This window comes from Streptomyces sp. NPDC093600, from assembly GCF_044764755.1.
Classification (GTDB): Bacteria; Actinomycetota; Actinomycetes; order Streptomycetales; family Streptomycetaceae; genus Streptomyces.
In genome coordinates this window covers 1,077,313-1,103,574 of sequence record NZ_JBIWIU010000001.1, presented here as the reverse complement: position 1 = coordinate 1,103,574, position 26,262 = coordinate 1,077,313, and the positions used below count along the sequence as shown (strand labels likewise).

Annotated in this window: 24 protein-coding genes; 1 reads left to right on the top strand and 23 read right to left on the bottom strand. The window is 69.9% G+C overall.

All coding sequences use genetic code 11. The annotated features are described in order from the left end of the window. The first annotated feature begins 78 nt into the window (after window positions 1–78). Complete coding sequence (locus tag ACIRB4_RS05310; protein WP_403288546.1) at window positions 79–1,938, top strand: glycosyl hydrolase family 18 protein; 1,860 nt, start codon at window positions 79–81, stop codon at window positions 1,936–1,938. Window positions 1,939–2,167: 229 nt separating this feature from the next. Here the strand turns inward: ACIRB4_RS05310 and ACIRB4_RS05305 are convergent, their stop codons facing one another. From ACIRB4_RS05305 to lysA, 23 genes are all read right to left on the bottom strand, one after another. Further along, on the bottom strand, window positions 2,168–2,614 hold the full coding sequence (locus ACIRB4_RS05305) for a DUF2550 domain-containing protein (protein WP_403288544.1): 447 nt from the start codon (window positions 2,612–2,614) through the stop codon (window positions 2,168–2,170). A 127-nt stretch (window positions 2,615–2,741) separates the two neighbouring features. Next, window positions 2,742–3,116: a F0F1 ATP synthase subunit epsilon gene (locus ACIRB4_RS05300; protein ID WP_356891436.1), complete on the bottom strand. Its 375-nt coding sequence runs from the start codon at window positions 3,114–3,116 to the stop codon at window positions 2,742–2,744. Window positions 3,117–3,226: 110 nt separating this feature from the next. Continuing rightward, window positions 3,227–4,669, bottom strand: coding sequence for a F0F1 ATP synthase subunit beta (gene atpD / locus ACIRB4_RS05295; RefSeq protein ID WP_403288542.1), 1,443 nt, complete (start codon window positions 4,667–4,669; stop codon window positions 3,227–3,229). Next, window positions 4,669–5,586, bottom strand: a complete 918-nt coding sequence (locus tag ACIRB4_RS05290) for a F0F1 ATP synthase subunit gamma (protein WP_403288540.1) — start codon at window positions 5,584–5,586, stop codon at window positions 4,669–4,671. Before ACIRB4_RS05290 ends, atpD begins: the two co-directional genes overlap by 1 nt. 20 nt (window positions 5,587–5,606) lie before the next feature. Further along, on the bottom strand, window positions 5,607–7,205 hold the full coding sequence (gene atpA, locus ACIRB4_RS05285) for a F0F1 ATP synthase subunit alpha (protein ID WP_356891442.1): 1,599 nt from the start codon (window positions 7,203–7,205) through the stop codon (window positions 5,607–5,609). 133 nt (window positions 7,206–7,338) lie between these two features. Beyond that, window positions 7,339–8,154, bottom strand: a complete 816-nt coding sequence (locus ACIRB4_RS05280) for a F0F1 ATP synthase subunit delta (protein ID WP_403288538.1) — start codon at window positions 8,152–8,154, stop codon at window positions 7,339–7,341. Continuing rightward, the gene (locus ACIRB4_RS05275) at window positions 8,151–8,693 is read right to left on the bottom strand and encodes a F0F1 ATP synthase subunit B (protein WP_403288536.1); all 543 of its coding nucleotides are present in this window, start codon (window positions 8,691–8,693) and stop codon (window positions 8,151–8,153) included. Before ACIRB4_RS05275 ends, ACIRB4_RS05280 begins: the two co-directional genes overlap by 4 nt. A gap of 42 nt (window positions 8,694–8,735) precedes the next feature. Next, window positions 8,736–8,966, bottom strand: a complete 231-nt coding sequence (atpE, locus tag ACIRB4_RS05270; protein ID WP_137993321.1) for an ATP synthase F0 subunit C — start codon at window positions 8,964–8,966, stop codon at window positions 8,736–8,738. An 89-nt stretch (window positions 8,967–9,055) separates the two neighbouring features. Further along, a complete protein-coding gene (atpB, locus tag ACIRB4_RS05265; RefSeq protein ID WP_403288533.1) occupies window positions 9,056–9,865 on the bottom strand; it encodes a F0F1 ATP synthase subunit A in 810 nt (269 codons plus the stop codon). 225 nt (window positions 9,866–10,090) lie between these two features. After that, entirely contained in the window at window positions 10,091–10,507 is a 417-nt protein-coding gene (locus tag ACIRB4_RS05260) for a hypothetical protein (RefSeq protein ID WP_403288531.1), read from the bottom strand. 264 nt (window positions 10,508–10,771) lie between these two features. Beyond that, complete coding sequence (locus ACIRB4_RS05255; protein ID WP_403288528.1) at window positions 10,772–12,100, bottom strand: MraY family glycosyltransferase; 1,329 nt, start codon at window positions 12,098–12,100, stop codon at window positions 10,772–10,774. A gap of 107 nt (window positions 12,101–12,207) precedes the next feature. Continuing rightward, window positions 12,208–13,455 (bottom strand): serine hydroxymethyltransferase, encoded by a 1,248-nt coding sequence (gene glyA / locus ACIRB4_RS05250; protein WP_403288526.1) that lies wholly within the window; start codon window positions 13,453–13,455, stop codon window positions 12,208–12,210. A gap of 134 nt (window positions 13,456–13,589) precedes the next feature. Then, a complete protein-coding gene (locus ACIRB4_RS05245) occupies window positions 13,590–14,234 on the bottom strand; it encodes a protein-tyrosine-phosphatase (protein ID WP_403288524.1) in 645 nt (214 codons plus the stop codon). Then, the gene (locus ACIRB4_RS05240) at window positions 14,231–14,878 is read right to left on the bottom strand and encodes an L-threonylcarbamoyladenylate synthase (RefSeq protein ID WP_403288522.1); all 648 of its coding nucleotides are present in this window, start codon (window positions 14,876–14,878) and stop codon (window positions 14,231–14,233) included. Before ACIRB4_RS05240 ends, ACIRB4_RS05245 begins: the two co-directional genes overlap by 4 nt. A 73-nt stretch (window positions 14,879–14,951) precedes the next feature. Continuing rightward, entirely contained in the window at window positions 14,952–15,797 is an 846-nt protein-coding gene (gene prmC / locus ACIRB4_RS05235; RefSeq protein WP_403288519.1) for a peptide chain release factor N(5)-glutamine methyltransferase, read from the bottom strand. 37 nt (window positions 15,798–15,834) lie between these two features. Next, on the bottom strand, window positions 15,835–16,911 hold the full coding sequence (prfA, locus tag ACIRB4_RS05230) for a peptide chain release factor 1 (RefSeq protein WP_403288517.1): 1,077 nt from the start codon (window positions 16,909–16,911) through the stop codon (window positions 15,835–15,837). Between the two features lie 105 nt (window positions 16,912–17,016). Continuing rightward, on the bottom strand, window positions 17,017–17,235 hold the full coding sequence (gene rpmE / locus ACIRB4_RS05225; protein ID WP_329115882.1) for a 50S ribosomal protein L31: 219 nt from the start codon (window positions 17,233–17,235) through the stop codon (window positions 17,017–17,019). A 174-nt stretch (window positions 17,236–17,409) separates the two neighbouring features. Further along, window positions 17,410–18,501 (bottom strand): LCP family protein, encoded by a 1,092-nt coding sequence (locus ACIRB4_RS05220; RefSeq protein WP_403288515.1) that lies wholly within the window; start codon window positions 18,499–18,501, stop codon window positions 17,410–17,412. A 215-nt stretch (window positions 18,502–18,716) separates the two neighbouring features. Next, a complete protein-coding gene (rho, locus tag ACIRB4_RS05215) occupies window positions 18,717–20,759 on the bottom strand; it encodes a transcription termination factor Rho (protein WP_403288513.1) in 2,043 nt (680 codons plus the stop codon). A 401-nt stretch (window positions 20,760–21,160) separates the two neighbouring features. Next, window positions 21,161–22,078, bottom strand: a complete 918-nt coding sequence (thrB, locus tag ACIRB4_RS05210) for a homoserine kinase (protein ID WP_403288512.1) — start codon at window positions 22,076–22,078, stop codon at window positions 21,161–21,163. A gap of 315 nt (window positions 22,079–22,393) precedes the next feature. Beyond that, window positions 22,394–23,464 carry a threonine synthase gene (thrC, locus tag ACIRB4_RS05205; RefSeq protein WP_403288511.1) on the bottom strand — a complete coding sequence of 357 codons (1,071 nt, stop codon included), beginning with the start codon at window positions 23,462–23,464 and terminating at the stop codon, window positions 22,394–22,396. A gap of 6 nt (window positions 23,465–23,470) precedes the next feature. Beyond that, window positions 23,471–24,763, bottom strand: coding sequence for a homoserine dehydrogenase (locus ACIRB4_RS05200; protein WP_403288510.1), 1,293 nt, complete (start codon window positions 24,761–24,763; stop codon window positions 23,471–23,473). Window positions 24,764–24,867: 104 nt separating this feature from the next. Then, the gene (gene lysA, locus ACIRB4_RS05195; protein WP_403288509.1) at window positions 24,868–26,259 is read right to left on the bottom strand and encodes a diaminopimelate decarboxylase; all 1,392 of its coding nucleotides are present in this window, start codon (window positions 26,257–26,259) and stop codon (window positions 24,868–24,870) included. Between the last annotated feature and the right edge of the window lie 3 nt (window positions 26,260–26,262).

The window sequence follows — 26,262 nt, the reverse complement described above, 5'->3', positions numbered from 1 at the left end:
TTCCTACGCTCGCGGGGCGCGCACGCAGTTCACGGACCACCACCCCCACCTTGTCCTTCCGCAACGTGAGGAGCACCGTTGAGCACTCAAGCACCGACGCGCAGAACAGGGTTCAGACACCGGGCCGCCGCCGGTCTGACCGCCCTGATCCTGCCCCTGGCCGCGATGGTCGGCCTCGCCGCACCCGCCGAGGCGGCCACGTCCGCCACCGCCACGTACACCAAGGTCTCCGACTGGGGCTCCGGCTTCGAGGGCAAGTGGACGGTGAAGAACACCGGAACCACGACGCTCTCCTCCTGGACCGTCGAGTGGGACTTCCCCACCGGCACGGCCGTCACCTCCGCCTGGGACGCCACCGTCACCAACTCCGGCACCCACTGGACCGCCAAGAACGTCGGCTGGAACGGGACGCTCGCACCCGGCGCCACGGCCACCTTCGGCTTCAACGGCTCCGGCTCCGGTGCCCCCAGCGGCTGTAAGATCAACGGCGCCTCCTGCGACGGCTCCACCCAGCCCGGTGACCAGGCGCCCTCCGCCCCGGGCACCCCGGTCGCCTCCGGCGTCACCGACACCTCCGTCAAGCTGACCTGGACGGCCGCCACCGACGACAAGGGCATCAAGAACTACGACGTCCTGCGCGGCGGCACGAGGGTCGCCACGGTCACCGGACTCACGTACACCGACACCGGACTGACCGCCGGCACCGACTACAGCTACACGGTCGTGGCCCGCGACACCGCCGACCGGACCGGCCCGGCCAGCGGCGCGGTGAAGGTGCGCACCACAGGCGGCGACCCCGGCCCCGGCCCGGGTCCCGGCCCGTCCTCCACCGTGAAGCTGGGCTACTTCACCAACTGGGGCGTCTACGGCCGCAACTACCACGTCAAGAACATCGTGACGTCCGGCTCCGCGTCCAAGATCACGCACATCAACTACGCCTTCGGCAACGTCCAGGGCGGCAAGTGCACCATAGGTGACGCCTACGCCGACTACGACAAGGCCTACACCGCCGACCAGTCCGTCGACGGCAAGGCCGATACGTGGGACCAGCCGCTGCGCGGCAACTTCAACCAGCTGCGCAAGCTGAAGGCCCAGTACCCGCACATCAAGGTGCTCTGGTCCTTCGGCGGCTGGACCTGGTCCGGCGGCTTCGGCCAGGCCGTGCAGAACCCGACCGCCTTCGCCCAGTCCTGCTACGACCTGGTGGAGGACCCGCGCTGGGCCGACGTCTTCGACGGCATCGACCTGGACTGGGAGTACCCGAACGCCTGCGGTCTGTCCTGCGACACCAGCGGCCCGGCCGCGTTCAAGAACATGATGCAGGCCATGCGCGCCAAGTTCGGTACGAACAACCTGGTCACCGCGGCCGTCACGGCCGACGCCTCGGCCGGCGGCAAGATCGACGCCGCCGACTACGGCGGCGCGGCGCCATACATCGACTGGTACAACGTGATGACGTACGACTTCTTCGGCGCCTGGGCGGCGAAGGGCCCGACGGCCCCGCACTCGCCGCTCACCTCGTACCCCGGCATCCCGCAGGCGGGCTTCAACTCCGCCGAGGCGATCGCCAAGTTCAAGGCGAAGGGCGTCCCGGCGAAGAAGCTGCTGCTGGGCATCGGCTTCTACGGCCGCGGCTGGACCGGCGTCACCCAGTCCGCCCCGGGCGGCACGGCGACCGGCCCGGCGGCCGGCACGTACGAGCAGGGCATCGAGGACTACAAGGTCCTCAGGAACTCCTGCCCGGCCAACGGAACCGTCGCGGGCACCGCCTACGCGCACTGCGGCACCAACTGGTGGAGCTACGACACCCCGGCGACGGTCACGTCCAAGATGGGCTGGGCCAAGAACCAGGGCCTGGGCGGCGCGTTCTTCTGGGAGTTCAGCGGCGACACCGGCAACGGCGAGCTCGTCGGCGCGATCAACAGCGGACTGAGCTAGCCGGGAAGCGGGCGGGGGCGGCGCAGCACGCCGTCCCCGTCGTGCCGGCGCCGGACGCCTCAACGTGGTACAGCCGCACCGGCGGGTGCGGCTGTACGCGTTCCCAAGGACAGCAGCTCCGCCGGATCTCCCCCCGAGCGCCTCGGCGAGCACCGTCCGCGGCAGCGCGTGCGCGATCAGCTACGACGCGCGCGGGGCGTCCGACGGGACGTCCGATGAGAAACCGAGGTCAGGCGACGTTGACCCGCTGCCCGGGGGGTGCCGCCTCCAGCCAGGCGAGGAAGCCGGTCAGCGCGTCCTCGCTCATCGCCAGCTCCAGCCGGGTCCCCCGGTGCATACAGCCCTGGATCACGGCGTCGGAGAGCAGCGCGAGCTCCTCCTCGCCCTCGGGCATCCGGCGGTCCAGGACCTCGATCGCCGAGCGCTCCAGGATCCTGCGCGGCCGGGGCGCGTACGAGAAGACACGGAACCAGGCGACCTGGTCACCGCTGTAGCGGGCCACGCCGTACACCCAGCCCTTGCCGGACGGGTCCGGCTCCTCGGGGACGTTCCACCGCAGCGAACAGTCGAAGGTGCCGCCGGCCCGCTGGATCAGTCTGCGTCGCAGGCCGAAGACGAAGAGCCCGATCACCAGCAGTGCGACGACCAGGCCGCCCACGAGCAGAGCGAGGAACATCTTCACCGACCTCCTCGCTGCGTCCCGTAACCGAATACACCTTGTATACGCATCGCCTCAGCCGCGACACGGTCTGGATGATTCCAGCCCGTGCCGCGGCTGAGGGCACAACTCTCGGCGCGGTCCGCTAGCGGACCGCTACCGCGCGCAGCCGGACATCGGCGCGACGCTCGGCGGCGGCGTCCGACTCCGACTTGGCGCGCTCCAGCGCACGCTCGGCGCGCTGGGCGTCGATCTCGTCCGCCAGCTCGGCGATCTCCGCGAGCAGAGACAGCTTGTCGTCGGCGAACGAGATGAATCCACCGTGCACGGCGGCGACGACAGTGCTGCCCTCGCTCGTACGGATGGTCACCGGGCCCGACTCCAGCACACCGAGCAGCGGCTGGTGGCCGGGCATGACGCCGATGTCGCCGGAGGTGGTACGCGCGATGACCAGGGTGGCCTCGCCGGACCAGACACTCCGGTCCGCGGCGACCAGCTCGACGTGCAGCTCAGCAGCCAAGGGTGGCTCCTCGGGTCACCACCCGGCGGTCGTGCCGGGTGTTGGGGTCAATTCTAAGGGGCGTGACGAGGGGGGCGGGCACACCCGCCCCCCTCGGGAGAGCACGGGGCTCAGGAGACGCCGAGCTCCTTGGCGTTGGCCTTGAGGTCCTCCAGGCCACCGCACATGAAGAACGCCTGCTCGGGGAAGTGGTCGTACTCACCGTCGCAGATCGCGTTGAACGCGGCGATCGACTCGTCGAGCGGAACGTCCGAACCGTCCACGCCGGTGAACTGCTTCGCCGCGTGGGTGTTCTGGGACAGGAAGCGCTCGACACGGCGGGCGCGGTGGACAACGAGCTTGTCCTCCTCGCTCAGCTCGTCGATACCGAGGATCGCGATGATGTCCTGGAGGTCCTTGTACTTCTGCAGGATCCCCTTGACGCGCGTGGCGGCGTCGTAGTGCTCCTGCGCGATGTAGCGCGGGTCCAGGATCCGGGACGTGGAGTCCAGCGGGTCCACGGCCGGGTAGATGCCCTTCTCGGAGATCGGACGGGAGAGAACCGTCGTCGCGTCGAGGTGGGCGAAGGTGGTGGCCGGGGCCGGGTCGGTCAGGTCGTCCGCGGGGACGTAGATCGCCTGCATCGAGGTGATCGAGTGACCGCGGGTCGAGGTGATGCGCTCCTGCAGGATGCCCATCTCGTCCGCGAGGTTCGGCTGGTAACCCACGGCGGAGGGCATACGGCCCAGCAGCGTGGAGACCTCGGAACCGGCCTGGGTGAAGCGGAAGATGTTGTCGATGAAGAACAGCACGTCCTGCTTCTGCACATCGCGGAAGTACTCCGCCATGGTCAGACCGGCCAGGGCGACGCGCAGACGGGTGCCCGGGGGCTCGTCCATCTGGCCGAAGACCAGCGCGGTCTTGTCCAGAACGCCGGACTCCTCCATCTCGGCGATGAGGTCGTTGCCCTCACGGGTGCGCTCGCCGACGCCGGCGAACACGGAAACGCCCTCGTGCAGCTTGGCCACACGCATGATCATTTCCTGGATGAGGACGGTCTTGCCGACACCGGCACCACCGAACAGACCGATCTTTCCACCCTTGACGTACGGGGTGAGAAGGTCGACGACCTTCAGGCCGGTCTCGAACATCTCGGTCTTCGACTCGAGCTGGTCGAACGCCGGGGCCTTGCGGTGGATGGGCCAGCGCTCGCTGACCTCCGCCTCGGCCTCGGGCTCGTTCAGGATCTGGCCCAGCGTGTTGAACACGCGACCCTTGGTGACGTCGCCGACCGGCACCATGATGCCGTTGCCGGTGTCGGTCACCGCGGCCTGGCGGACCAGACCGTCGGTGGGCTGCATCGAGATGGTGCGGACCAGGCCGTCACCGAGGTGCTGGGCGACCTCGAGGGTCAGCGTCTTCTTGGCGCCCTCCTCGGCCGGGTCCGGGACCTCGACGTGCAGGGCGTTGTAGATCTCCGGCATCGCGTCGACGGGGAACTCCACGTCGACGACCGGGCCGATGACCCGGGCGACGCGGCCCGTGGCGGCGGCCGTCTCAACAGTGGTCGTCATTACTTGTCACTCCCCGCGGTCGCGTCGGCGAGGGCTGCGGAGCCACCGACGATCTCGCTGATTTCCTGGGTGATTTCGGCCTGGCGGGCCGCGTTGGCAAGTCGGGAGAGGTTGTTGATCAAGTCTCCCGCGTTGTCGGTCGCCGACTTCATCGCGCGCCGCGTGGCGGCGTGCTTGGAGGCAGCCGACTGGAGCAGCGCGTTGTAGATCCGGCTCTCGACGTAGCGCGGCAGCAGGGCGTCGAGGACGTCCTCCGCCGACGGCTCGAAGTCGTACAGCGGACGGAGCGTGTCCGGCTCGCCCGCCTCCTTCGCCACCTCGTCGAGGCTGAGGGGCAGCAGCCGGGCCTCGACCGCCGTCTGCGTCATCATCGAGACGAACTCGGTGTAGACGATGTGGAGCTCGTCCACGCCGCCGTCCGCCGTGTCCTTCTCGATCGCCTCGATCAGCGGAGCCGCGATCTTCTTGGCGTCCGCGTACTCCGGCTGATCCGTGAAGCCGGTCCACGAGTCGGCCAGCTTCCGCTCACGGAAGTTGAAGTGCGAGATGCCACGGCGGCCGACGACATAGATGTCGACCTGGCGGCCCTCGCTCTCCAGCTTCCGCGTCAGCTGCTCCGCCGCCTTGATGGCGTTGGAGTTGAAGGCGCCGGCCAGACCGCGGTCGCTCGTGAGGAGCAGGACCGCGGCACGGGTCGGGTTCTCCGCCTCGGTGGTCAGCGGGTGCTTGTCGTTCGCACCCGTGGCCACCGCCGTGACCGCGCGCGTGAGCTCGGTCGCGTACGGCGTCGACGCCTGCACCTTGCGCTGCGCCTTGACGACACGCGAGGCGGCGATCATCTCCATCGCCTTGGTGATCTTCTTCGTCGCGGTGACGGATTTGATGCGACGCTTGTAGACCCGGAGCTGCGCTCCCATGAGTCAGGTCCCTTCCGTCGTCACTTCGAGACGTTGACGGCAGCGGAAGCGTCGTCGCCCAGCAGCTTCCCGTCAGAGGTCTCGAACTGCTTCTTGAACTCCGCGATGGCGTCACCGACGGACTGCAGGGTGTCGTCCGACAGCTTGCCGCCCTCGCGGATCGAGCTCATGAGACCCGCGTGGTTCTGACGCAGGTACGCGAGGAGCTCGGCCTCGAAGCGGCGGATGTCGGCGACCGGGACGTCGTCCATCTTGCCGGTGGTGCCGGCCCAGATGGAGACGACCTGGTTCTCGGTGGGCATCGGCTGGTACTGAGCCTGCTTGAGCAGCTCGACCATGCGCTGTCCACGCTCCAGCTGGGCCTTCGACGCGGCGTCCAGGTCGGAACCGAAGGCGGCGAACGCCTCCAGCTCACGGTACTGGGCGAGGTCCACGCGGAGGCGGCCGGAGATCTGCTTCATCGCCTTGTGCTGGGCGGAGCCACCGACACGCGAGACCGAGATACCGACGTTCAGGGCCGGGCGCTGGCCGGCGTTGAACAGGTCGGACTCCAGGAAGCACTGGCCGTCGGTGATGGAGATGACGTTGGTCGGGATGAACGCCGAGACGTCGTTGGCCTTGGTCTCGACGATCGGCAGACCGGTCATCGAGCCCGCGCCCAGCTCGTCCGACAGCTTCGCGCAGCGCTCCAGCAGACGGGAGTGCAGGTAGAAGACGTCACCCGGGTAGGCCTCACGGCCCGGCGGGCGGCGCAGCAGCAGCGACACGGCGCGGTAGGCGTCGGCCTGCTTCGACAGGTCGTCGAAGACGATCAGGACGTGCTTGCCCTGGTACATCCAGTGCTGGCCGATGGCGGAGCCGGTGTACGGCGCCAGGTACTTGAAGCCGGCCGGGTCGGACGCCGGGGCGGCGACGATCGTCGTGTACTCGAGCGCGCCGGCCTCCTCCAGGGCGCCGCGCACGGACGCGATGGTGGAGCCCTTCTGGCCGATGGCGACGTAGATGCAGCGGACCTGCTTGTTCACGTCGCCCGAGCGCCAGTTGTCGCGCTGGTTGATGATCGTGTCGACGGCCAGCGCGGTCTTGCCGGTCTGACGGTCACCGATGATCAGCTGACGCTGGCCGCGGCCGACCGGGGTCATGGCGTCGACGGCCTTGTAGCCGGTCTCCATCGGCTCGTGGACCGACTTACGGGCCATCACGCCGGGGGCCTGCAGCTCGAGGGCGCGGCGGCCCTCGGTCGCGATCTCGCCGAGGCCGTCGATCGGGTTGCCGAGCGGGTCGACGACGCGACCCAGGTATCCCTCGCCGACACCGACGGAGAGGACCTCACCGGTGCGCTGCACCGGCTGTCCCTCCTCTACGCCGCTGAACTCGCCGAGGACGATCGCACCGATCTCGCGCTCCTCGAGGTTGAGGGCGAGACCGAGGGTGCCGTCCTCGAACTTCAGCAGCTCGTTCGCCATGGCCGAGGGCAGACCCTCGATCTTGGCAATGCCGTCGCCGGCCAGGCTGACCGTTCCGACCTCCTCGCGCGAGGCCGCGTCCGGCTGGTACGACTGGACAAAGTTCTCCAGCGCGTCCCGGATCTCCTCCGGCCGGATCGTGAGCTCCGCCATCTGGGTTCCCTGCTCTCCTTGTTGGGCCCGAAGTTTCTTAGGGGGTCTGGGGGCCGACCCCCAGGAATCTTCCGCAATCTCTGCACGGCCCAACCGGGCCGCAGGTGATGCTGTGTTCAGTTGGTGGCTGACGTCAGCCGGCCAGTCGCCGGGTCGCCTCTTCGAGGCGCTCCGCGATGGTCCCGTTGATGACCTCGTCGCCGACCTGCACCGAGATCCCGCCGAGGACCGTGGGGTCCACGTCGAGGTTCAGGTGCATCTGGCGGCCGTACAGCTTGGCCAGGACGGCACCGAGGCGCTGCTTCTGCTGGTCGGTCAGCGGCACCGCGGAGGTGACGACCGCGACCATCCGGTCCCGGCGCGCCGCGGCGAGCTTGGACAGGGACTCGAGTCCCGCTTCCAGGCTACGTCCCCGGGGCTGGGTCACGAGACGGACGATCAGGCGCTCGGTGACCGCCTGGGCCTTGCCGCCGAGCAGGCTGCGCAGCAGCTCACCCTTGGCGGACGCCGTGGCGGCCTTGTCCGTCAGCGCCGAGCGGAGCTCGGTGCTGGAGGAGACGATCCGGCCGAACCGGAACAGCTCGTCCTCGACGTCGTCCAGCGCGCCGGCCTGCTGCGCCGCGGTGAGGTCGGCGATGTTCGCCAGCTCCTCGACCGAGTCCACCAGGTCACGCGACTGCGACCAGCGGGAACGCACCATGCCGGAGACCAGGTCGGCGGTCTCGCCGCCCACCTGACCGCTGAGCAGTCGCCCGGCGAGCTCGGCCTTGGCCTCGCCCGCCTGCGCCGGGTCGGTCAGGACCCGACGCAGCGACACCTCGCGGTCGAGCAGCGCGGTGACGGCGGCCAGCTCACCCGCGAGCTTCGCCGCGTCGACAGACGTGTTGTCGGTCAGCGCGTCGAGGGACTCACGTGCGGTGGCCAGTGCCTCGCGGCTCGCTCCGTTCATCGGACGGCCTCGGCCTTCTCCTCGAGCTCATCGAGGAAGCGGTCGATCGTGCGGCTCTGGCGGGCGTGGTCCTCGAGGGACTCGCCGACCAGCTTGCCGGCCAGGTCGGTGGCGAGCTTGCCCACGTCCTGGCGCAGCGAGGTCGCCGCGGCCTTGCGGTCGGCCTCGATCTGCGCGTGGCCGGCCGCGATGATCTCCTCGCGCTGGCGCTGGCCTTCCGCCTTCATCTCCTGGATGATCGCGGTGCCCTGCTCCGTCGCCTCCTGGCGAAGTCGCGCGGCCTCGTGGCGGGCCTCGGCGAGCTGGGCCTTGTACTGCTCCAGCACACTCTGGGCCTCGATCTGGGCCGACTCGGCCTTCTCGATGCCGCCCTCGATGGCCTCGCGGCGCTGCTCCAGAACCTTGTTGATGTTCGGGAGGAGCTTCTTGGCGAGGAAGCCGAAGACGATGACGAAGGCGATCAGGCCGATGACGAGCTCGTCGAGATGCGGGACGAGAGGAGGCTGTTCCTCCGCCGCCGCAAGAAGCAGAGCGTTCACATCAGTGCCTTCCGTGAAAATGGGGCTGTCGTCGAATCAGGCTTAGTAAACGAAGCCCATGACGATGCCGATGAGGGCGAGCGCCTCACAGAAGGCGAAACCCATGATCTGGTTGGTGCGGATCAGGCCGGCAGCCTCGGGCTGGCGGGCGAGGGCCTGGGTGCCGTTACCGAAGATGATGCCGACGCCGACGCCGGGGCCGATCGCGGCGAGACCGTAACCGATGGAGGCGACGTTACCTTCGACGGCGGCAAGGGTCTGGAGAGCGGACATGCCGGTTCTTCCTTCTCTTTCAAGGACCCGGTGGGGGTTGGCCACCGGACGATTGTTGGATTGGGGGTGGAGCTGGATGCCGGACTGGCTCAGTGGTGCTCGGAGAGCGCGCCCTGGACGTAGCTGCAGGCCAGGAGGACGAAGACGTACGCCTGGACAGCCTGGATGAAGAGCTCGAAGGCGGTCATCACGAGAACCATGACGAACGAGGTGGCGGCGTAGACGATGCCGATCTCGTTCAGCAGGTACCAGCTCGCGAGGGAGAACATCACGATCAGCAGGTGACCGGCGAACATGTTCGCGAACAGTCGGACCGCGTGGGTGAAGGGCCTGATCAGCAGGTTCGAGAAGAACTCGAGGACGACGACGAGCGGCAGGATCGGGCCGAGCGACTTGTCGTAGCCGGTGATGTTCTTCCAGCCGCCGACGAAGCCGTGCTTCTTGAAGGTCAGGCTGACCCACAGCACGTACACGATCAGGGCCAGCGCCGCCGGGAAGGCGATCAGCGAGGTGACCGGGAACTGCGCGAGCGGGATGATGGACCAGAGGTTCATGATCCAGACGAAGAAGAACAGCGACACCATGAAGGGGACGTACTTCTCGCCCTGCTTCTTGCCGATGATCTCGTAGACGATGCCGCGACGCACGAAGTCGTAACCGGCCTCGCCGACCATCTGCATCTTGCCCGGGATCAGCTTGGGCTTGGCGAACGCCGCCCAGAAGAACCCGACGACCACGAGCGAGCTGATCAGCGCGAGCAGCATGGGCTTCGTGAACTCGAAGCCGCCCCACGTGGCGATCGGCTCGTACATGAACGTGTGCAGGCCCGGCGCCGGAAAGCCACAGCCAGTGAAGATCTGGCAATCCGGGTCGAAGGCAAGCGTCTGGTCAGCACTCACCGCGGGCTCCTTCAGCGTGGCGCATAGGTACGGCAACCTCGTTGTGTCGGCGCGGCACGCAGCCGCGGGTCGGCACTGGACTGGTCTTACGGATAAGGGGGCGGCGGTTCGGCATCGTGCCTCGCGCTGGGACAGGCGTCAGCTCGGATGCCCGCGCCCGCAGTGCCGCAGTTGGCACCGGACGATAGCAGGAAGCCGAAAGCGCCTTTATCCCGGCCCTACCCCTCACGTCGACGACCCCGGCTTCTCGGAGTCGTCGATGTACATGATCTTGGCCTTCATGTACGCGCGCGCCTGCGCGGCGATCCAGACGATGGTCACCGCGAGCAGGGTGAAGGCGAAGGCCTTGAAGTCGAAGAACGTGGCGTTCTTGAGCAAGGCCATCACGATGAAGAGGAGCAGCAGCTGGGCCGTGTAGAGCATCAGCCCCATGGCCTGGAACAGATGCGGGAACGACTTCGCGGTCCGCTGGAGCACCACGAGCCCGATCCCCATGAAGGCGATGACCACTACGGTGCCGAGGACGGCGCCGAGCGCGCCCTTGCCGCCGGCGACCACACCGCTGATGACCGCGGCGATGGCGCCGGTGGCAGCAGCGGGAATGGCGGCTGACAGAAGGATGCGTGCGTCGTTGGACGGCATGGCGGTGTCTCCGCTGTTGCTGGTGGGGGCAGTGGTGTCGTCAGGGACGAGCGTAGGCCCGGTCCGAGGTGTGTCTCGGGGCCAAGGGACCGTCGCACTACGGTCCTTCGGCTCTGTCGCCGGGTCTCGTGAACGGTATCACAAACTATTTGAGTAGTTCTTTACCCGTGCGGTGTGCGGACTGTCACACATGAGAGTTACCGCGCGCGTGTGTGCACGTCATGACGGCGACTTGTCTGGTATTGGACGCCGTTACGGCATTCGTCAACTCGGCGTTCCGGCCTTCCGCCGGTCGGTGAAGCGCGAACGGTTGCCGATCGCCGTGGCGCCGTTGACGCCCGCGGGGACCGGGACGCGCTCCTCCGGCTGGGCCTCGACCGGGTGCGCCGAGACCGGAGCGACAGCTTCCATCCGCGGGACGGGCCGGCGCCGGTAGCGCGGCGGGACGAAGGACTCCGCCCAGCGCGGGGCGCGCGGGGTGAAACGCGGCAGCAGCAGCAGGACCAGACCGACCGCGCTCAGCAGCACGACCCCGAGGACGATCCACATCGACGTCGAGTGCACCGAGTACGCCAGCGTCCCGAAGGCGATCAGCGCCGACCAGAAGTACATGATCAGGACGGCCCGGCTGTGCGAGTGCCCGATCTCCAGGAGCCGGTGGTGCAGGTGCCCCCGGTCGGCCGCGAACGGCGACTGGCCGTTCCAGGTCCGCCGGACGATCGCGAGCACCAGGTCCGCCATCGGGATCGCGATGATCGTCAGCGGCAGGAGGAGCGGGATGAAGACCGGCAGGGCGGCGTGGGTGGCCTCACGCGTCGAGCCCTCGAAGAAGATCTTCAGGATGTCCGGGTCGACCTGACCGGTGATGGAGATCGCCGACGCGGCCAGGATCAGACCGATCAGCATCGAGCCCGAGTCCCCCATGAAGATCCGGGCCGGATGCATGTTGTGCGGCAGGAAGCCCAGGCACATGCCCATGAGGATGGCTGCGAAGAGCGTCGCGGGGGCGGCGGCCTCGATCGTGTAGCCGTACCAGAGCCGGTACGCGTACAGGAAGAAGGCCGCGGCGGCGATGCAGACCATGCCGGCGGCCAGACCGTCGAGGCCGTCGACGAAGTTCACGGCGTTGATGGTGAGCACCACCAGGGCGACCGTGAGCAGCGTGCCCTGTCCGCGGGTGAGCGCCACCGTGCCGACGCCCGGGATCGGCAGCCACAGGATCGTCAGACCCTGGATCACCATCACACCGGCGGAGATCATCTGCGCGCCCAGCTTGATCAGGGCGTCCAGCTCGAACTTGTCGTCCAGGACACCGATCAGCCAGATCAGGGCCGCGCCGGAGAGCAGCGCCCGTGGCTCGTTGGACAGCTCGAAGACGCTGTTGAGGTTCTGCAGGTGGTCGGCGACCAGCAGTCCCGCGCACAGCCCGAAAAACATGGCGATGCCACCGAGCCGCGGAGTCGGTTCTCGGTGTACGTCGCGGGCGCGGATCTCCGGCATCGCCCCGGTCGCGATGGCGAACTTCCGCACCGGACCGGTGAGCAGGTAGGTCACCGCAGCCGTGACACAGAGCGTCAGCAGGTAATCACGCACGGGCTGCCCCACAGGAATCGCTGGCCATCTCAGCCCCACACCCTAGCCGTGCTGTCCATGTGCTTGAGGACATACGGTCCCGCTGGATGGTTGCGCTCCGCCCTCCGTCACCTGCCGTACGGGGGAAATCGCCCGGCCAGATCGCGTACTTCGGCGCGTACCCGGGCCGTCTCCTCCGCGTCGTCCCGTAGCGCGATCGTGAAGAACTCGGCGATCCTCGCCATCTCCGCGGTGCCCATTCCCTGGGTGGTCACGGCGGCGGTGCCGAGGCGGATGCCGCGGCCGTCGCCGTAGGGCAGGGCGCAGGTGTCGAGGACCATGCCCGCGGCGGCGAGCCGTGTCCGGGCGGTGCGGCCGTCGAGGCCGAGGGGGGCGGGGTCGGCGGTGATGAGATGGGTGTCGGTGCCGCCGGTGGTGACGGCGAAGCCCTCGGCGGCGAGCGCCCCCGCGAGGGCGCGGGCGTGCGCCACCACCCGATGGGCGTAGGCGGCGAAGGCCGGTGCCGCCGCCTCGCCGAAGGCGACGGCCTTGGCGGCGATGGTGTGCATCTGGGCCCCGCCCTGGGTGAACGGGAACACGGCCCGGTCGACGCGGCCGGCGAGGTCGGCGCCGCAGAGGATCAGCCCGCCGCGCGGGCCGCGCAGCACCTTGTGGGTGGTGGCGCAGACGACGTCGGCGTACGGCACGGGGCTGGGGGCCGCTCCCCCGGCGACGAGACCGATGGGGTGGGCGGCGTCGGCGATGAGATAGGCGCCCACCTCGTCGGCGATGTCCCGGAAGAGCGCGTAGTCGAGATGGCGCGGGTAGGAGATCGAGCCGCAGACGATCGCCTTGGGGCGGTGGTGCCGGGCGAGCGCGGCGACCTGTTCGTAGTCGACGAGCCCGGTCTCGGCGTCGACGCCGTACGGAACGAAGTCGAACCAGCGGCCGGAGAAGTTGGCGGGCGAGCCGTGGGTGAGATGGCCGCCGTGCGCCAGGCCCATGGCGAGGACGGTGTCCCCCGGCCGCAGCAGGGCGGCGTACGCGGCGAGGACGGCGGACGAGCCGGAGTGCGCCTGGACGTTGGCGTGTTCGGCGCCGAAGAGGGCCTTGGCCCGGTCGACGGCGATCCGCTCGGCGGCGTCGGCGAACTCGCAGCCGCCGTGGTAGCGGGAGCCGGGATAGCCCTCGGCGTACTTGTTGGCGAGCGGGGAGCCGAGCGCGGCGAGGACGGCGGGCGAGGTGAAGTTCTCGGCGGCGATCAGCTGCAGGCTGTCGGACTGCCGGCGCACCTCGCCGAGCAGTACGTCGGCGATCTCGGGGTCCTGCCGGCGCAGGACGTCGAGATCCTCTTCGGGGGGAGCGGTGACCGGCATCTGTGGCTCCAGGCGCGGGGGCTGGGCTTCAGCTCCAATGTAGGCGCGTCGGGGCTGCTCCGCCCGGTGTCCGCCCGGCCCCTGAGCCGTCCGGCCGAACCGGGCGCCCGCACCGCGCCCGCGTACGACGGTTCTCAGCGCCGCGCCGGGACACCCGTCAGAGCCGTCACCACGGGATCCAGGGCCGTGTTGATCTCGTCGCCGATCGACCGGAAGAACGTGATCGGGGCGCCGTACGGGTCGTTGACCTCGTCCGCCTCGGCGTTCGGGGCCAGAAGCCACCCGCGTAGAGCCGCCGCCGCCCGGACCAGCGCACGCGCGCGCTCGACCATGCCGTCGTCGAGCGGGTCGGGCAGCGTGGCCGGATCTATCGCCCGGACGAGGCGGGTGAACTCCTTCAGGGTGAAGGTGCGAAGCCCCGCCGAGTGGCCCATCGAGATGACCTGCGCCCGGTGGTCCCGCGTCGCCGTCAGGACCAGGTCGGCGCGGATCACATGCTCGTCGAGGAGCTCGCGGCCCACGAAGCCGCTGGCGTCCGCGCCGAAGTCGGCGAGGACCAGCTCCGCGTTGGCCTCCATCGGGGCCCCCTCGTGGCCCCACGTGCCCGCGCTCTCCACGATCAGGCCGCCGCCCCGGGGGTCGCCCAGGCGGTCGGACAGGGCATGGCGAGTCAGCCGCTCGGTGATCGGCGAGCGGCAGACGTTGCCGGTGCTGACGTGGAGAATGCGGAAGGAAGTGCTCTCGTGCCCCGCTATGCCACGCCCCTCAGGGGCGGTCAATTGGCCACCTCGAGGTCGGGTACGACCTTCCGGAGCTCCTCCGGGGAGAGAGCGCCCTCGCGCAGCAGCAACGGCACCTTGCCCGTCACGTCGACGATCGACGACGGCACGATGCCGGGCGTCGGACCGCCGTCCAGATACACCGACACCGAGTCGCCGAGCATGGCCTGCGCCGCGTCGCAGTCCTCGGGCGAGGGGTGTCCCGTCAGGTTGGCCGAGGAGACCGCCATGGGGCCGACCTCGGTCAGCAGCTCGATCGCGACCGGGTGCAGCGGCATCCGGATCGCGACGGTGCCCCGGGTGTCCCCCAGGTCCCACTGGAGCGACGGCTGGTGCCGCGCGACCAGCGTCAGCGCGCCCGGCCAGAACGCGTCGACGAGCTCCCACGCCTGCTCGGAGAAGTCCGTGACGAGGCCGTGCAGCGTGTTGGGGGAGCCGATGAGCACGGGCGTGGGCATGTTCCGGCCACGGCCCTTCGCCGCGAGCAGGTCCGCGACGGCCTCCGCGCTGAAGGCGTCCGCGCCGATCCCGTACACGGTGTCGGTGGGAAGCACGACCAGCTCGCCGCGGCGGACGGCGGACGCGGCCTCGCGCAGCCCGGTGACTCGGTCGGTCGCCTCGTTGCAGTCGTATCGCCGAGCCATTACTCGCCCGCCTCCATCTTTCTGATCACTCGGTTCGCCTGAGCGGCGGCCGTCCTCGTCGTGTACAGGGACCTCATGGCATCGCCTTGCGAGCGGTCGCGAAGCGCGGCCGGTTGTTCAGGTCGGGGTGGTCGGCGGCGTCCGCCCAGCCGGCCTCCTCGTTGAAGATCCACGGAACCTGGCCGCCCTGGGTGTCCGCGTGCTCGATGACCACGAGACCGCCGGGCCGCAGCAGCCGGTGCGCGGTGCGCTCGATCCCCCGGATCGTGTCGAGGCCGTCCTCGCCGGAGAAGAGCGCCATCTCCGGGTCGTGGTCGCGTGCCTCGGGCGCCACGTACTCCCACTCGGTCAGCGGGATGTACGGCGGGTTGGAGATGACCAGGTCGACCTGGCCGTCGAGCTCGGGGAGCGCGCTGAGCGCGTCGCCCTGGTGGACGGTGACCCGGGTCCCCTCGGCGTTCTTACGGGTCCACACCAGCGCCTCGTCCGAGAGCTCCACGGCGTGCACGCGCGAACGCGGCACCTCCTGCGCCATGGCGAGCGCGATGGCGCCGGAGCCGGTGCACAGGTCGACGATCAGCGGCTCGACGACGTCCATCGCGCGTACGGCGTCTATCGCCCAGCCGACGACCGACTCGGTCTCGGGCCGGGGCACGAAGACCCCGGGGCCGACCTGGAGCTCCAGGTAGCGGAAGAACGCCCGGCCGGTGATGTGCTGGAGCGGCTCGCGGGCCTCGCGGCGGGCGACCGCCTCCCAGTAACGGGCGTCGAAGTCGGTGTCCTTGACGTTGTGCAGCTCCCCCCGCTTGACGCCGTGCACGAACGCGGCGAGCTCCTCCGCGTCGAAACGCGGCGAGGGCACGCCGGCGTCGGCCAGCCGCTGGGTGGCCTGGGCCACCTCGGCAAGCAGCAGGTTCACGCTGGTCCTCCGTGGTGCGGGGTGGGGCCTACGGACGTTACGCCGCGGCGAGCTTGGCAGCGGAATCGGCGTCGACGCAGGCCTGGATCATGGCGTCCAGGTCGCCGTCGAGCACCTGGTCCAAGTTGTACGCCTTGAAACCGACCCGGTGGTCCGAGATCCGGTTTTCCGGGTAGTTGTACGTCCGGATCTTCTCGGACCGGTCGACGGTACGGACCTGGCTGCGGCGGGCGTCCGCGGCCTCGGCCTCGGCCTTCTCCTGGGCAGCGGCGAGCAGCCGGGACCGGAGGATGCGCATGGCCTGCTCCTTGTTCTGGAGCTGGCTCTTCTCGTTCTGGCACGAGGCGACGATGCCGGTCGGCAGGTGCGTGATGCGGACCGCGGAGTCGGTGGTGTTGACGGACTGGCCACCGGGACCGGACGAGCGGTAGACGTCGATGCGCAGGTCGTTGGCGTGGATCTCGACGTCGACCTCCTCGGCCTCGGGGGTCACGAGGACACCGGCGGCGGAGGTGTGGATGCGGCCCTGCGACTCGGTGGCGGGCACGCGCTGGACGCGGTGCACCCCGCCCTCGTACTTCAGGCGCGCCCAGACGCCCTGGCCGGGCTCGGTCGCACCGTTGCCGCCCTTGGTCTTCACCGCGACCTGGACGTCCTTGTAGCCGCCGAGCTCGGACTCGGTGGCGTCGATGATCTCGGTCTTCCAGCCGACGCGCTCGGCGTAGCGCAGATACATCCGCAGGAGGTCGCCGGCGAAGAGGGCGGACTCGTCGCCGCCCGCGCCGGCCTTGATCTCGAGGATGACGTCCTTGTCGTCGCTGGGGTCGCGCGGGACGAGCAGCAGCCGCAGCCTGTCGGTCAGCTCCTCGCGCTGCTTCTCCAGCTCCTTCACCTCGGCGGCGAAGTCGGGGTCGTCGGCGGCCAGCTCCTTGGCCGTCTCGATGTCGTCCGCCGTCTGCTTCCACGCCTTGTACGCGCCGATGATCGGGGTCAGCTCCGCGTAACGCTTGTTGAGCTTGCGCGCGTTCGCCTGGTCGGAGTGGACCGAAGGGTCGGCGAGCTTCTTCTCGAGGTCGGCGTGCTCGCCGACCAGTTCCTCGACCGCTTCGAACATCGGTGCTCCTGGTTTCGATCGTGAAGGCGTGAAGGACTGCGGGGACGGCAAAGCGCCGGTCCGGTCCCCCCTGCGGGAGCGACCAAGGACCGGCGCAGTGACGTGCTACTTCGTGGCCGCAGCCTTGCCGAAGCGGGCCTCGAAGCGGGCGACGCGGCCGCCGGTGTCGAGGATCTTCTGCTTGCCCGTGTAGAACGGGTGGCACTCGGAGCAGACCTCGGCACGGATGGTGCCCTCGGTGAGGGTGCTACGGGTGGTGAACGACGCGCCACAGGTGCAGCTGACCTGGGTCTCGACGTACTGGGGGTGGATCTCGCGCTTCAAGGTGTCTCCTAGTTTCGGGAGGGCGCCGGGTCGCCGTGCGGGATGCACTGCGTGAACCGGGGCCGACGTACCAGTCTGCCAGGACCGGCCGTATCTCCCAAAACCGGGTCCGTGGTGAAACTATTCCGGGGGGGCGGCCCCGGCCGATGGGGCTACGTGACGAGACCCGCCGGGTTACGTGACGAGGCCCTCGGCCTTGCCGGTGGCCGCGTCCTCGGTCGCCGACGCGGGGATCGGCCGGTCGCCCTTGAGCGCCCGCCAGACCTGCTGGGACTGGGCTTCCAGGGGGATGACCCGGTTGGGATCGGCGGGGTCGTACTCCACCGGCATCGTGATCATGTGGACGTCCTCGGCGCCGAGGCCGCCGAGCCCCTTGGCGAAGCTCATCAGCTCGTTGACCGAGTCGAGCTCCGAGTCGGGCGTGATCGCCTTGGTGGCGGTGTCGGCGATGTCCAGGAGCTTCTTCGGGTGGGTGAGGACGCCGACGTTCTTGACCTGGTCGATGAAGGCCTTCATGAAGGCCTGTTGGAGCTGGATGCGGCCGAGGTCGCTGCCGTCGCCGACGCTCTTGCGGGTGCGGACCAGACCGAGGGACTGCTCGCCGTCGAGGGTGTGGGTGCCCGGGGTGAGATCGAGGTGGCTCTTGGTGTCCTGGATGGGCCGGGTCGTGGTGATCTCCACCCCGCCCAGCTTGTCTATCAGCTTCTTGAAGCCGGTGAAGTCGACCTCGACGTAGTGGTCCATCCGGATGCCGGACATCGACTCGACGGTCTTCACGGCGCAGGCCGGGCCGCCGACCTCGTACGCGGTGTTGAACATCGCCCGGCTCTCGCCGGCGACGGTCGCCCCCTGCCCGTCGGTGCACTCCGGGCGGTCGATCAGGGTGTCGCGCGGTATGGAGACGACGCTGGCCTTCCGGTGGCCTTCGTAGACGTGGACGACCATCGCGGTGTCGGAGCGGGCGCCGCCCTCGTCCGTGCCGTACGCGGCGTTGTCGCCGGAGCGCGAGTCGGAGCCGAGGACGAGGATGTCCATCGAGCCGTTGTCGAGGTTCTTGGGGCGGTCGGTGCCGAGCTGGGCGTTGATGTCGACGCCCTCGAGGTTGCCGTTGAGCTTGAGGTAGACGTAACCGAGGCCGGAGCCGCCGACGAGGACGAGCCCGGCCGCGCTCCAGGCGGCGACGGTCGCCGCGCGGCGGCCCTTGGCGGGCGGCTTGCGGCGCCGGCCGCTGCCCCGTATTCGGCCACCTGTGGTCTGCTCGGTCATCTGCTTCCTCGGGTCCTCGGTTCACTACGTGTGACGGCGAAACACCCGAAAGGGTTGCACGCGCAGCTGTGAGCTTCGGATGAGCGAGCCTCCGACGACCCCCGGAACGCACGGTGCCCACCGTGCGAGGCACGGTGGGCACAGTGGTCTTCACGCAGGTCACGGCGGTACTACGGGCCGGCGCCCGCACTACCGCCGTGTGACCAGGATCTCGACTAGTCGTTGCCGTTTCCGGCGCCCGGGGTCGTCTTCTGGATCTGCAGCAGGAACTCGCCGTTCGACTTCGTCTGCTTCATCTTGTCGAGCAGCAGCTCGATCGCCTGCTGCTGGTCGAGCGCGTGCAGCACGCGGCGCAGCTTCCAGGTGACGGCGAGCTCGTCGCTGCCGAGCAGGATCTCTTCCTTACGGGTGCCGGACGCGTCGACGTCCACCGCCGGGAAGATGCGCTTGTCGGCGAGCTTCCGGTCGAGCTTGAGCTCCATGTTGCCGGTGCCCTTGAACTCCTCGAAGATCACCTCGTCCATGCGCGAGCCGGTGTCGACCAGCGCGGTGGCCAGGATGGTCAGCGAGCCGCCGTCCTCGATGTTGCGCGCGGCACCGAAGAAGCGCTTCGGCGGGTAGAGCGCGGTCGAGTCGACACCACCGGACAGGATGCGGCCGGAGGCGGGCGCCGCGAGGTTGTACGCGCGGCCCAGACGGGTGATGGAGTCCAGCAGGACGACCACGTCGTGACCCAGCTCCACGAGGCGCTTGGCGCGCTCGATGGCCAGCTCGGCGACGGTGGTGTGGTCCTCGGCCGGACGGTCGAAGGTCGAGGAGATGACCTCGCCCTTGACCGACCGCTGCATGTCGGTGACCTCTTCCGGACGCTCGTCGACCAGGACGACCATCAGGTGGCACTCGGGGTTGTTGGTGGTGATCGCGTTGGCGATCGCCTGCATGATCATGGTCTTGCCGGTCTTCGGCGGGGCCACGATCAGGCCTCGCTGGCCCTTGCCGATCGGCGACACGAGGTCGATGATCCGGGTGGTCAGCACGCCCGGGTCGGTCTCCAGACGGAGCCGGTCCTGCGGGTAGAGCGGGGTCAGCTTGTTGAACTCCGGGCGGCCGCGGCCGGAGTCGGCGGCCATGCCGTTCGAGGAGTCCAGGCGGACCAGCGCGTTGAACTTCTCGCGGCGCTCGCCCTCCTTCGGCTGACGCACGGCGCCGGTGACGTGGTCACCCTTGCGCAGGCCGTTCTTGCGGACCTGGGCGAGGGAGACGTACACGTCGTTCGGGCCGGGGAGGTAGCCGGAGGTCCGGATGAACGCGTAGTTGTCGAGGATGTCCAGGATGCCCGCGACGGGGATCAGGACGTCGTCCTCGGACACCTGCGGCTCGCCGGCGGCGAACTCGTCGCGCCCGCGACGGCCACGGCGGTCGCGGTAGCGGCCACGACGGCCACGACGGCCGCCCTCGTCGTCGAAGTCGTCCTGCGGGCCGCCCTGCTGACCCTGCGGGCCACCCTGACGCTGCTGGCGCTGGCCGCCCTGGCCACCGCCCTGCTGCTCGTCGCCCTTGCCGCGGTCACGGCGGTCGCGCTGACGGTCGCCGCGGTCACGCTGGCGGTCACCCCGGTCGCCCCGCTCACCGCGGTCACGACGGCCACGGCCCTCGGCGGTGTCGACCCCGCCCTCGGCCTTGCCGTCGGAGGAGGCGTCGGTACGGGTGTCCGTACGGGTCTCCGTACGCGCCTCGACCTTGGTGTCGGTCTTCACGGCCTGGGCGGTCTCGCCCTTGGCCTCGTTCTCCGGGCTGCCGGCCGGGGCGGTGGCCCGGCGGCGGCGGCGCTCACCGACCGGCTGGTCGTCGGAGGCCGGCTGGCCGGGGATGTCGATCTGCTGCTGGGCGACGGCCTTCTCGGCCTTGTCGGCCTTCGGCTCGGCCTCGGCGGCGGAGTCACCGGCGCGGGCCTTGGAGGTGGCGCGGCGCTTCGGCTTGGTCTCGACGGCGTCGGCGGCCTTGGCGGGGGCGGCGGAGCCCCCACCACCCTGCGCCTCCTTGATGACCTCGATCAGCTGGCTCTTGCGCATACGCGCGGTGCCCCTGATGCCGAGGCCGGACGCGACCTGCTGCAGCTCGGCCAGGACCATGCCCTCGAGGCCGGTGCCGGAGCGGCGGCGCCGTGCGGTGGTGCCAGTGGCAGCACCTGCGGCGGGCGCGGCGGTGTCGACACTGTTGTCGGCAGTCACGCCCATCAGATCGGTGGTGTCGCTCACGAAGGGTCCTTCCCTGGAGCGGACGTCGGCCATCTGGCTCGGCGACCGGTTGTGCTGTCCGACGACGATCCTGCTTCTGGACCGGGTCGGGGCGGTGGTCCCGCCGGGTACGGCGGAGAGAGAAAACGTGCTGTGGGTCCGGCCCGAGGCCCCCTGCTCGGCCCTCAGCGAGGAAGAGCGAGGGGTGTCGTGCCGGTTCCGGAGCGTGCTCGAAACTGCTCAGGCAGGCTGCTCAGGCAGTTGGGGAGGCTCCCGGAAGAATGGGTGGTCCCTGATGGGGACACTCAGCACCGCGCCACAAAGACGTCGGGTGCAGACTTGAGGTTAACACTACCGGCTCCAACAAACATTCCCCCTCTCCATCACCGGCAATCCCGTGTCCGGACGTGTCGCGCTCGCGCCTAGGGCGCGAGCGGCAGAACACTCGCTCCGGACACATCGAGGTCGAGCCGGTTCGCGGCCCATCCCTCGCCCGCCAGTCGGGCGACCTTGTCGGCCGTCCCGTGTTCGGCCAGCGCGAGCACCGTGGGGCCCGCGCCGGAGATGACCGCGGGGACGCCGTCCGCCCGCAGCCGGTTCACAAGGGCGATGCTCTCCGGCATCGCGGGGGCCCGGTACTCCTGGTGGAGCCGGTCCTCGGTGGCCGCGAGCAGCAGCTCGGGGCGGCGGGTCAGCGCCTCCACCAGGAGCGCGGCGCGCCCCGCGTTGGCGGCGGCGTCGACGTGCGGGACGGTGCGCGGCAGCAGTCCGCGGGCGGTCTCGGTCAGTACGGGCTTCCCGGGGACGAAAACCACCGGAACGATGGAATCGGCGGGATCCATCCTGATCGCGCGGGCGGCGCCGGAGTCGGTCCAGGCGAGCGTGAAGCCGCCGAGGAGGCAGGCGGCGACGTTGTCGGGGTGCCCCTCGATCTCGGTGGCCAGCTCCAGCAGCGCGGTCTCGTCGAGACGGGCGTCCCCGCCTATGGTCACGGCGCGGGCGGCGACGATGCCGGCGCAGATGGCGGCGGAGGAGGAGCCGAGGCCGCGGCCGTGCGGGATGCGGTTGGCGCAGACGACCTCGAGGCCGCGCGGCTGACCGCCGAGCAGGTCGAAGGCCGTGCGCAGGGAACGTACGAGCAGGTGGCTCTCATCGCGCGGGAGCGTCTCGGCGCCCTCGCCCGCGATGTCGATGTGCAGCCCGGAGTCGGCGACTCGGACGACGACGTCGTCGTAGAGGCCCAGCGACAGGCCGAAGGCGTCGAAGCCCGGGCCGAGGTTGGCGCTGGTGGCGGGAACGCGCACCCGTACGGCGGCGGCGCGGAACGCGGGACCGGCCATCGCTCGATGACTCTCCTTGACTTGCGACTGCGGGGGTTTCACTGCGGGGTGATGCTGCGGCGGTGTGACTGCGGGGTGGGGCAAGAGAGGTACGCGGGACCCGGGGGCCGTCTCTGCCTCGGGGGGCGACAACGGCAACGACACCGCGCATATGCAACGGGGCGGGTTCGGTACAGCCTATCGAAGGAAGGTTCTGCGGCGACATAGGGCGCACAGGAGGCGCACGATGCGTGTCGCGAGCCTTCCTGTGCGCCTATGTACGTTCCTGATCGGGTTTGCCCCTCCGGGGTTCCCGGAGAGGCGCACACCCGAGGATCAGGCGAGGCCGAGGCGCTGGGCGGCGGCCGCGGCGTCGACCGGGACCGTGACGGGCTGCGGCGCTCCGGCGACCGCCCAGTCCGGGTCCTTGAGGCCGTTTCCGGTGACGGTGCAGACGATCCGCTGACCCGGGTCGACCTTGCCCTGCTCGGCCGCCTTCAGCAGACCGGCGACGGAGGCGGCGGAGGCGGGCTCGACGAAGACGCCCTCCTGAGAGGCCAACAGGCGGTAGGCGCGCAGGATCTCACGGTCCGTCACCTCGTCGATGAAGCCGCCCGACTCGTCCCGGGCCGCGATCGCGAAGTCCCAGGAGGCCGGGTTGCCGATCCGGATCGCGGTGGCGATGGTCGACGGGTCCTTGACGACCTCGCCGCGCACGAGCGGCGCGGAGCCGGAGGCCTGGAAGCCCCACATGCGCGGGGTGCGCGTGGAGAGGCCGTCCGCGGCGTACTCGCGGTACCCCTTCCAGTACGCCGTGATGTTGCCGGCGTTGCCGACGGGCAGCACATGGATGTCGGGCGCGTCGCCGAGCATGTCCACGATCTCGAACGCGGCGGTCTTCTGGCCCTCGATACGGACCGGGTTGACCGAATTGACCAGCGCCACCGGGTAGTTGTCGGAGAGGGCGCGGGCCAGGGTGAGGCAGTCGTCGAAGTTGCCGTCGACCTGGAGGATCTTCGCGCCGTGCACGAGGGCCTGGCCCATCTTGCCGAGCGCGATCTTGCCCTGCGGCACGAGGACGGCGGACACCATGCCGGCGCGGACCGCGTAAGCGGCCGCGGACGCCGAGGTGTTCCCGGTGGAGGCGCAGATGACCGCCTGCGCGCCCTCCTCCTTGGCCCGGGTGATGGCCATGGTCATGCCGCGGTCCTTGAAGGACCCGGTGGGGTTGGCGCCCTCGACCTTGAGGTGCACCTCGCAGCCCGTGCGCTCGGAGAGGACCTGAGCGGGGACGAGCGGCGTACCGCCCTCACGGAGCGTGACGACCGGCGTCGTGTCCGTGACCGGAAGGCGGTCCCGGTACTCCTCGATGATGCCGCGCCACTGGTGGGTGCCCTTGCTGGTCATGGGTCCTTACTCCCCTTCAACACGCATGATGCTGGCGACACCGCGCACGGTGTCGAGCTTGCGCAGCGCCTCGACGGTCCCGGAGAGGGCGGCGTCGGGCGCGCGGTGGGTGACGACGACGAGGGAGGCCTCGCCGTCCTTGCCGGTCTGGCGGACGGTGTCGATCGACACCCCGTGCTCGGCGAAGACCGTCGCCACCTGGGCGAGGACGCCCGGCTTGTCGGCCACGTCGAGGCTGATGTGGTACCGCGTCACCACGTCGCCCATGGGGCTCACGGGCAGCTGGGTGTACGCGGACTCGCCGGGGCCGGTGGCCTCGTTGAGCTTGTTGCGGCACACGGCGACCAGGTCGCCGAGGACGGCCGAGGCGGTCGGAGAGCCGCCGGCGCCGGGGCCGTAGAACATGAGCCGCCCGGCGGCCTCCGCCTCGACGAAGACCGCGTTGTAGGCCTCGCGGACGGAGGCGAGCGGGTGGCTGAGCGGGATCATCGCGGGGTGCACGCGCGCGGTGACGGACCCGCCGTCGGCGGAGCGCTCGCAGATGGCGAGCAGCTTGATGGTGCAGCCCATCCGCTTCGCGGAGGCGAAGTCGGCGGCGGTGACCTCGGTCATGCCCTCGCGGTAGACGTCGTCGAGACGCACGCGCGTGTGGAAGGCGATACCGGCGAGGATGGCGGCCTTGGCGGCGGCGTCGAACCCCTCCACGTCGGCGGTCGGGTCGGCTTCCGCGTACCCGAGGGCGGTGGCCTCGTCGAGGGCTTCGGAGTAGCCGGCGCCGTTGGTGTCCATCCGGTCGAGGATGAAGTTGGTGGTGCCGTTGACGATGCCCATGACCCGGTTGATCTTGTCGCCGGCGAGGGACTCGCGCAGCGGCCGGATGAGCGGGATGGCGCCCGCGACGGCGGCCTCGTAGTACAGGTCCTGCCCGTGCTCGTCGGCGGAGGCGTAGAGGCTCGCGCCGTCCTGGGCGAGGAGCGCCTTGTTGGCCGAGACGACGGAGGCGCCGTGCTCGAAGGCGGTGGTGATGAGGGTGCGGGCCGGCTCGACCCCGCCGATGACCTCGACGACGACGTCGATGTCGCCCCGTTTGACCAGGGCGGTGGCGTCGGTGGTGATCAGCTCGGCGGGGATGCCCTCGCGGACCTTGTCGGGGCGGCGGACCGCCACGCCGGCGAGCTCGACCGGGGCGCCGATGCGCGCGGCGAGGTCGTCGGCGTGCGTCGTCATGATGCGCGCCACCTCTGAGCCGACCACACCACAGCCCAGCAGCGCCACCTTCAGCGGACGCGTACGCATCATCCGACCTCGTTTCTCGTACTACTTCGTATCTCTACGGTGGGACCAGTCTCACTCACCGGACGGAGGTTTCTGCCCTCCGTCCGGATCCTGAGACGACTATTTCATCAGCCGACATCGAGACGCAGGAGATCTTCCTCCGTCTCGCGCCGGACGATCACCCGGGCCTCGCCGTCGCGGACGGCGACGACGGGCGGGCGAAGGGCGTGGTTGTAGTTGCTCGCCATGGAGCGGCAGTAGGCCCCGGTGGCGGGTACTGCGATCAGGTCGCCGGGGGCGATGTCGGCGGGCAGGAAGGCGTCCCTGACCACGATGTCACCGCTCTCGCAGTGCTTGCCGACGACACGGGAGAGCATGGGCTCGGCGTCGCTGGTCCGCGACACCAGGGCGACGCTGTACTCGGCGTCGTACAGCGCGGTGCGGATGTTGTCCGACATGCCGCCGTCGACGCTGACGTACGTCCGCAGCCCTTCGAGGGGCTTGACGGTGCCGACCTCGTAGAGGGTGAAGGCGGTGGGGCCGACGATGGCGCGCCCCGGCTCGACGGAGATGCGCGGCGTGCGCAGCCCGGCGGCCTCGCACTCGCGCGTCACGATCTCGTGGAGGGCCTTGGCGATGTGGTGCGGCTCACGGGGGTCGTCGTCGGCGGTGTAGGCGATGCCGAGGCCGCCGCCGAGGTCGATCTCGGGCAGCTCGACGCCGTGCTCGTCCCGTACCTCGGCGAGCAGCTGGACGACGCGCCGGGCGGAGACCTCGAAGCCCGCCATGTCGAAGATCTGGGACCCGATGTGGGAGTGGATGCCGATGAGTTCGAGCCCGTCGAGCTTGAGGGCCCGCCGGACGGCCTCGGCGGCCTGCCCGCCGGCGAGGGCGATGCCGAACTTCTGGTCCTCGTGCGCGGTGGCGATGAACTCGTGCGTGTGGGCTTCCACGCCCACCGTCACCCGGATCTGGACGCGCTGCCGCTTGCCGAGGGACTGGGCGATGTGCGCGACGCGCACGATCTCCTGGAAGGAGTCGAGGACGATGCGCCCCACGCCGGCCTCGACGGCGCGGTGGATCTCCTCGTGGGACTTGTTGTTGCCGTGGAAGGCGATGCGCTCGGCCGGCATGCCGGCGTCGAGGGCGGTGGTGAGCTCACCGCCGGAGCACACGTCGAGGTTCAGCCCCTCCTCCTTGAGCCACCGGACGACGGCGCGGGAGAGGAACGCCTTGCCGGCGTAGAACACGTCGGCGTGCGGGCCGAAGGCGTCGGCCCAGGCGCGGCAGCGGGCGCGGAAGTCGGACTCGTCGAGGAAGTAGGCGGGTGTACCGAAGCGCTCGCGGAGCTCGTCGACGCGTACACCTCCCACGGTCACCACGCCGTCGTCGGCACGGCCGACGGTCCTGGCCCACACCTTGGGGTCGAGGCGGTTGAGGTCGGCGGGCGGAGCGGTGTAGTGCCCCTCGGGGAGGACGTCGGCGTGGCGGGGCCCGGCGGGGTGGGCGGAACGGCTCATGTC

Bases quoted from the DNA above. Each gene is read 5' to 3' on its own strand.
- ACIRB4_RS05305 (WP_403288544.1), bottom strand. From the start codon at position 2,614: ATGTTCCTCGCTCTGCTCGTGGGCGGCCTGGTCGTCGCACTGCTGGTG.
- atpD (WP_403288542.1), bottom strand. From the start codon at position 4,669: ATGACGACCACTGTTGAGACGGCCGCCGCCACGGGCCGCGTCGCCCGG.
- ACIRB4_RS05290 (WP_403288540.1), bottom strand. From the start codon at position 5,586: ATGGGAGCGCAGCTCCGGGTCTACAAGCGTCGCATCAAATCCGTCACC.
- atpA (WP_356891442.1), bottom strand. From the start codon at position 7,205: ATGGCGGAGCTCACGATCCGGCCGGAGGAGATCCGGGACGCGCTGGAG.
- ACIRB4_RS05280 (WP_403288538.1), bottom strand. From the start codon at position 8,154: ATGAACGGAGCGAGCCGCGAGGCACTGGCCACCGCACGTGAGTCCCTC.
- atpE (WP_137993321.1), bottom strand. From the start codon at position 8,966: ATGTCCGCTCTCCAGACCCTTGCCGCCGTCGAAGGTAACGTCGCCTCC.
- ACIRB4_RS05260 (WP_403288531.1), bottom strand. From the start codon at position 10,507: ATGCCGTCCAACGACGCACGCATCCTTCTGTCAGCCGCCATTCCCGCT.
- glyA (WP_403288526.1), bottom strand. From the start codon at position 13,455: ATGCCGGTCACCGCTCCCCCCGAAGAGGATCTCGACGTCCTGCGCCGG.
- ACIRB4_RS05240 (WP_403288522.1), bottom strand. From the start codon at position 14,878: ATGGCTCGGCGATACGACTGCAACGAGGCGACCGACCGAGTCACCGGG.
- prfA (WP_403288517.1), bottom strand. From the start codon at position 16,911: ATGTTCGAAGCGGTCGAGGAACTGGTCGGCGAGCACGCCGACCTCGAG.
- ACIRB4_RS05220 (WP_403288515.1), bottom strand. From the start codon at position 18,501: ATGACCGAGCAGACCACAGGTGGCCGAATACGGGGCAGCGGCCGGCGC.
- thrB (WP_403288512.1), bottom strand. From the start codon at position 22,078: ATGGCCGGTCCCGCGTTCCGCGCCGCCGCCGTACGGGTGCGCGTTCCC.
- thrC (WP_403288511.1), bottom strand. From the start codon at position 23,464: ATGACCAGCAAGGGCACCCACCAGTGGCGCGGCATCATCGAGGAGTAC.
- ACIRB4_RS05200 (WP_403288510.1), bottom strand. From the start codon at position 24,763: ATGATGCGTACGCGTCCGCTGAAGGTGGCGCTGCTGGGCTGTGGTGTG.
- lysA (WP_403288509.1), bottom strand. From the start codon at position 26,259: ATGAGCCGTTCCGCCCACCCCGCCGGGCCCCGCCACGCCGACGTCCTC.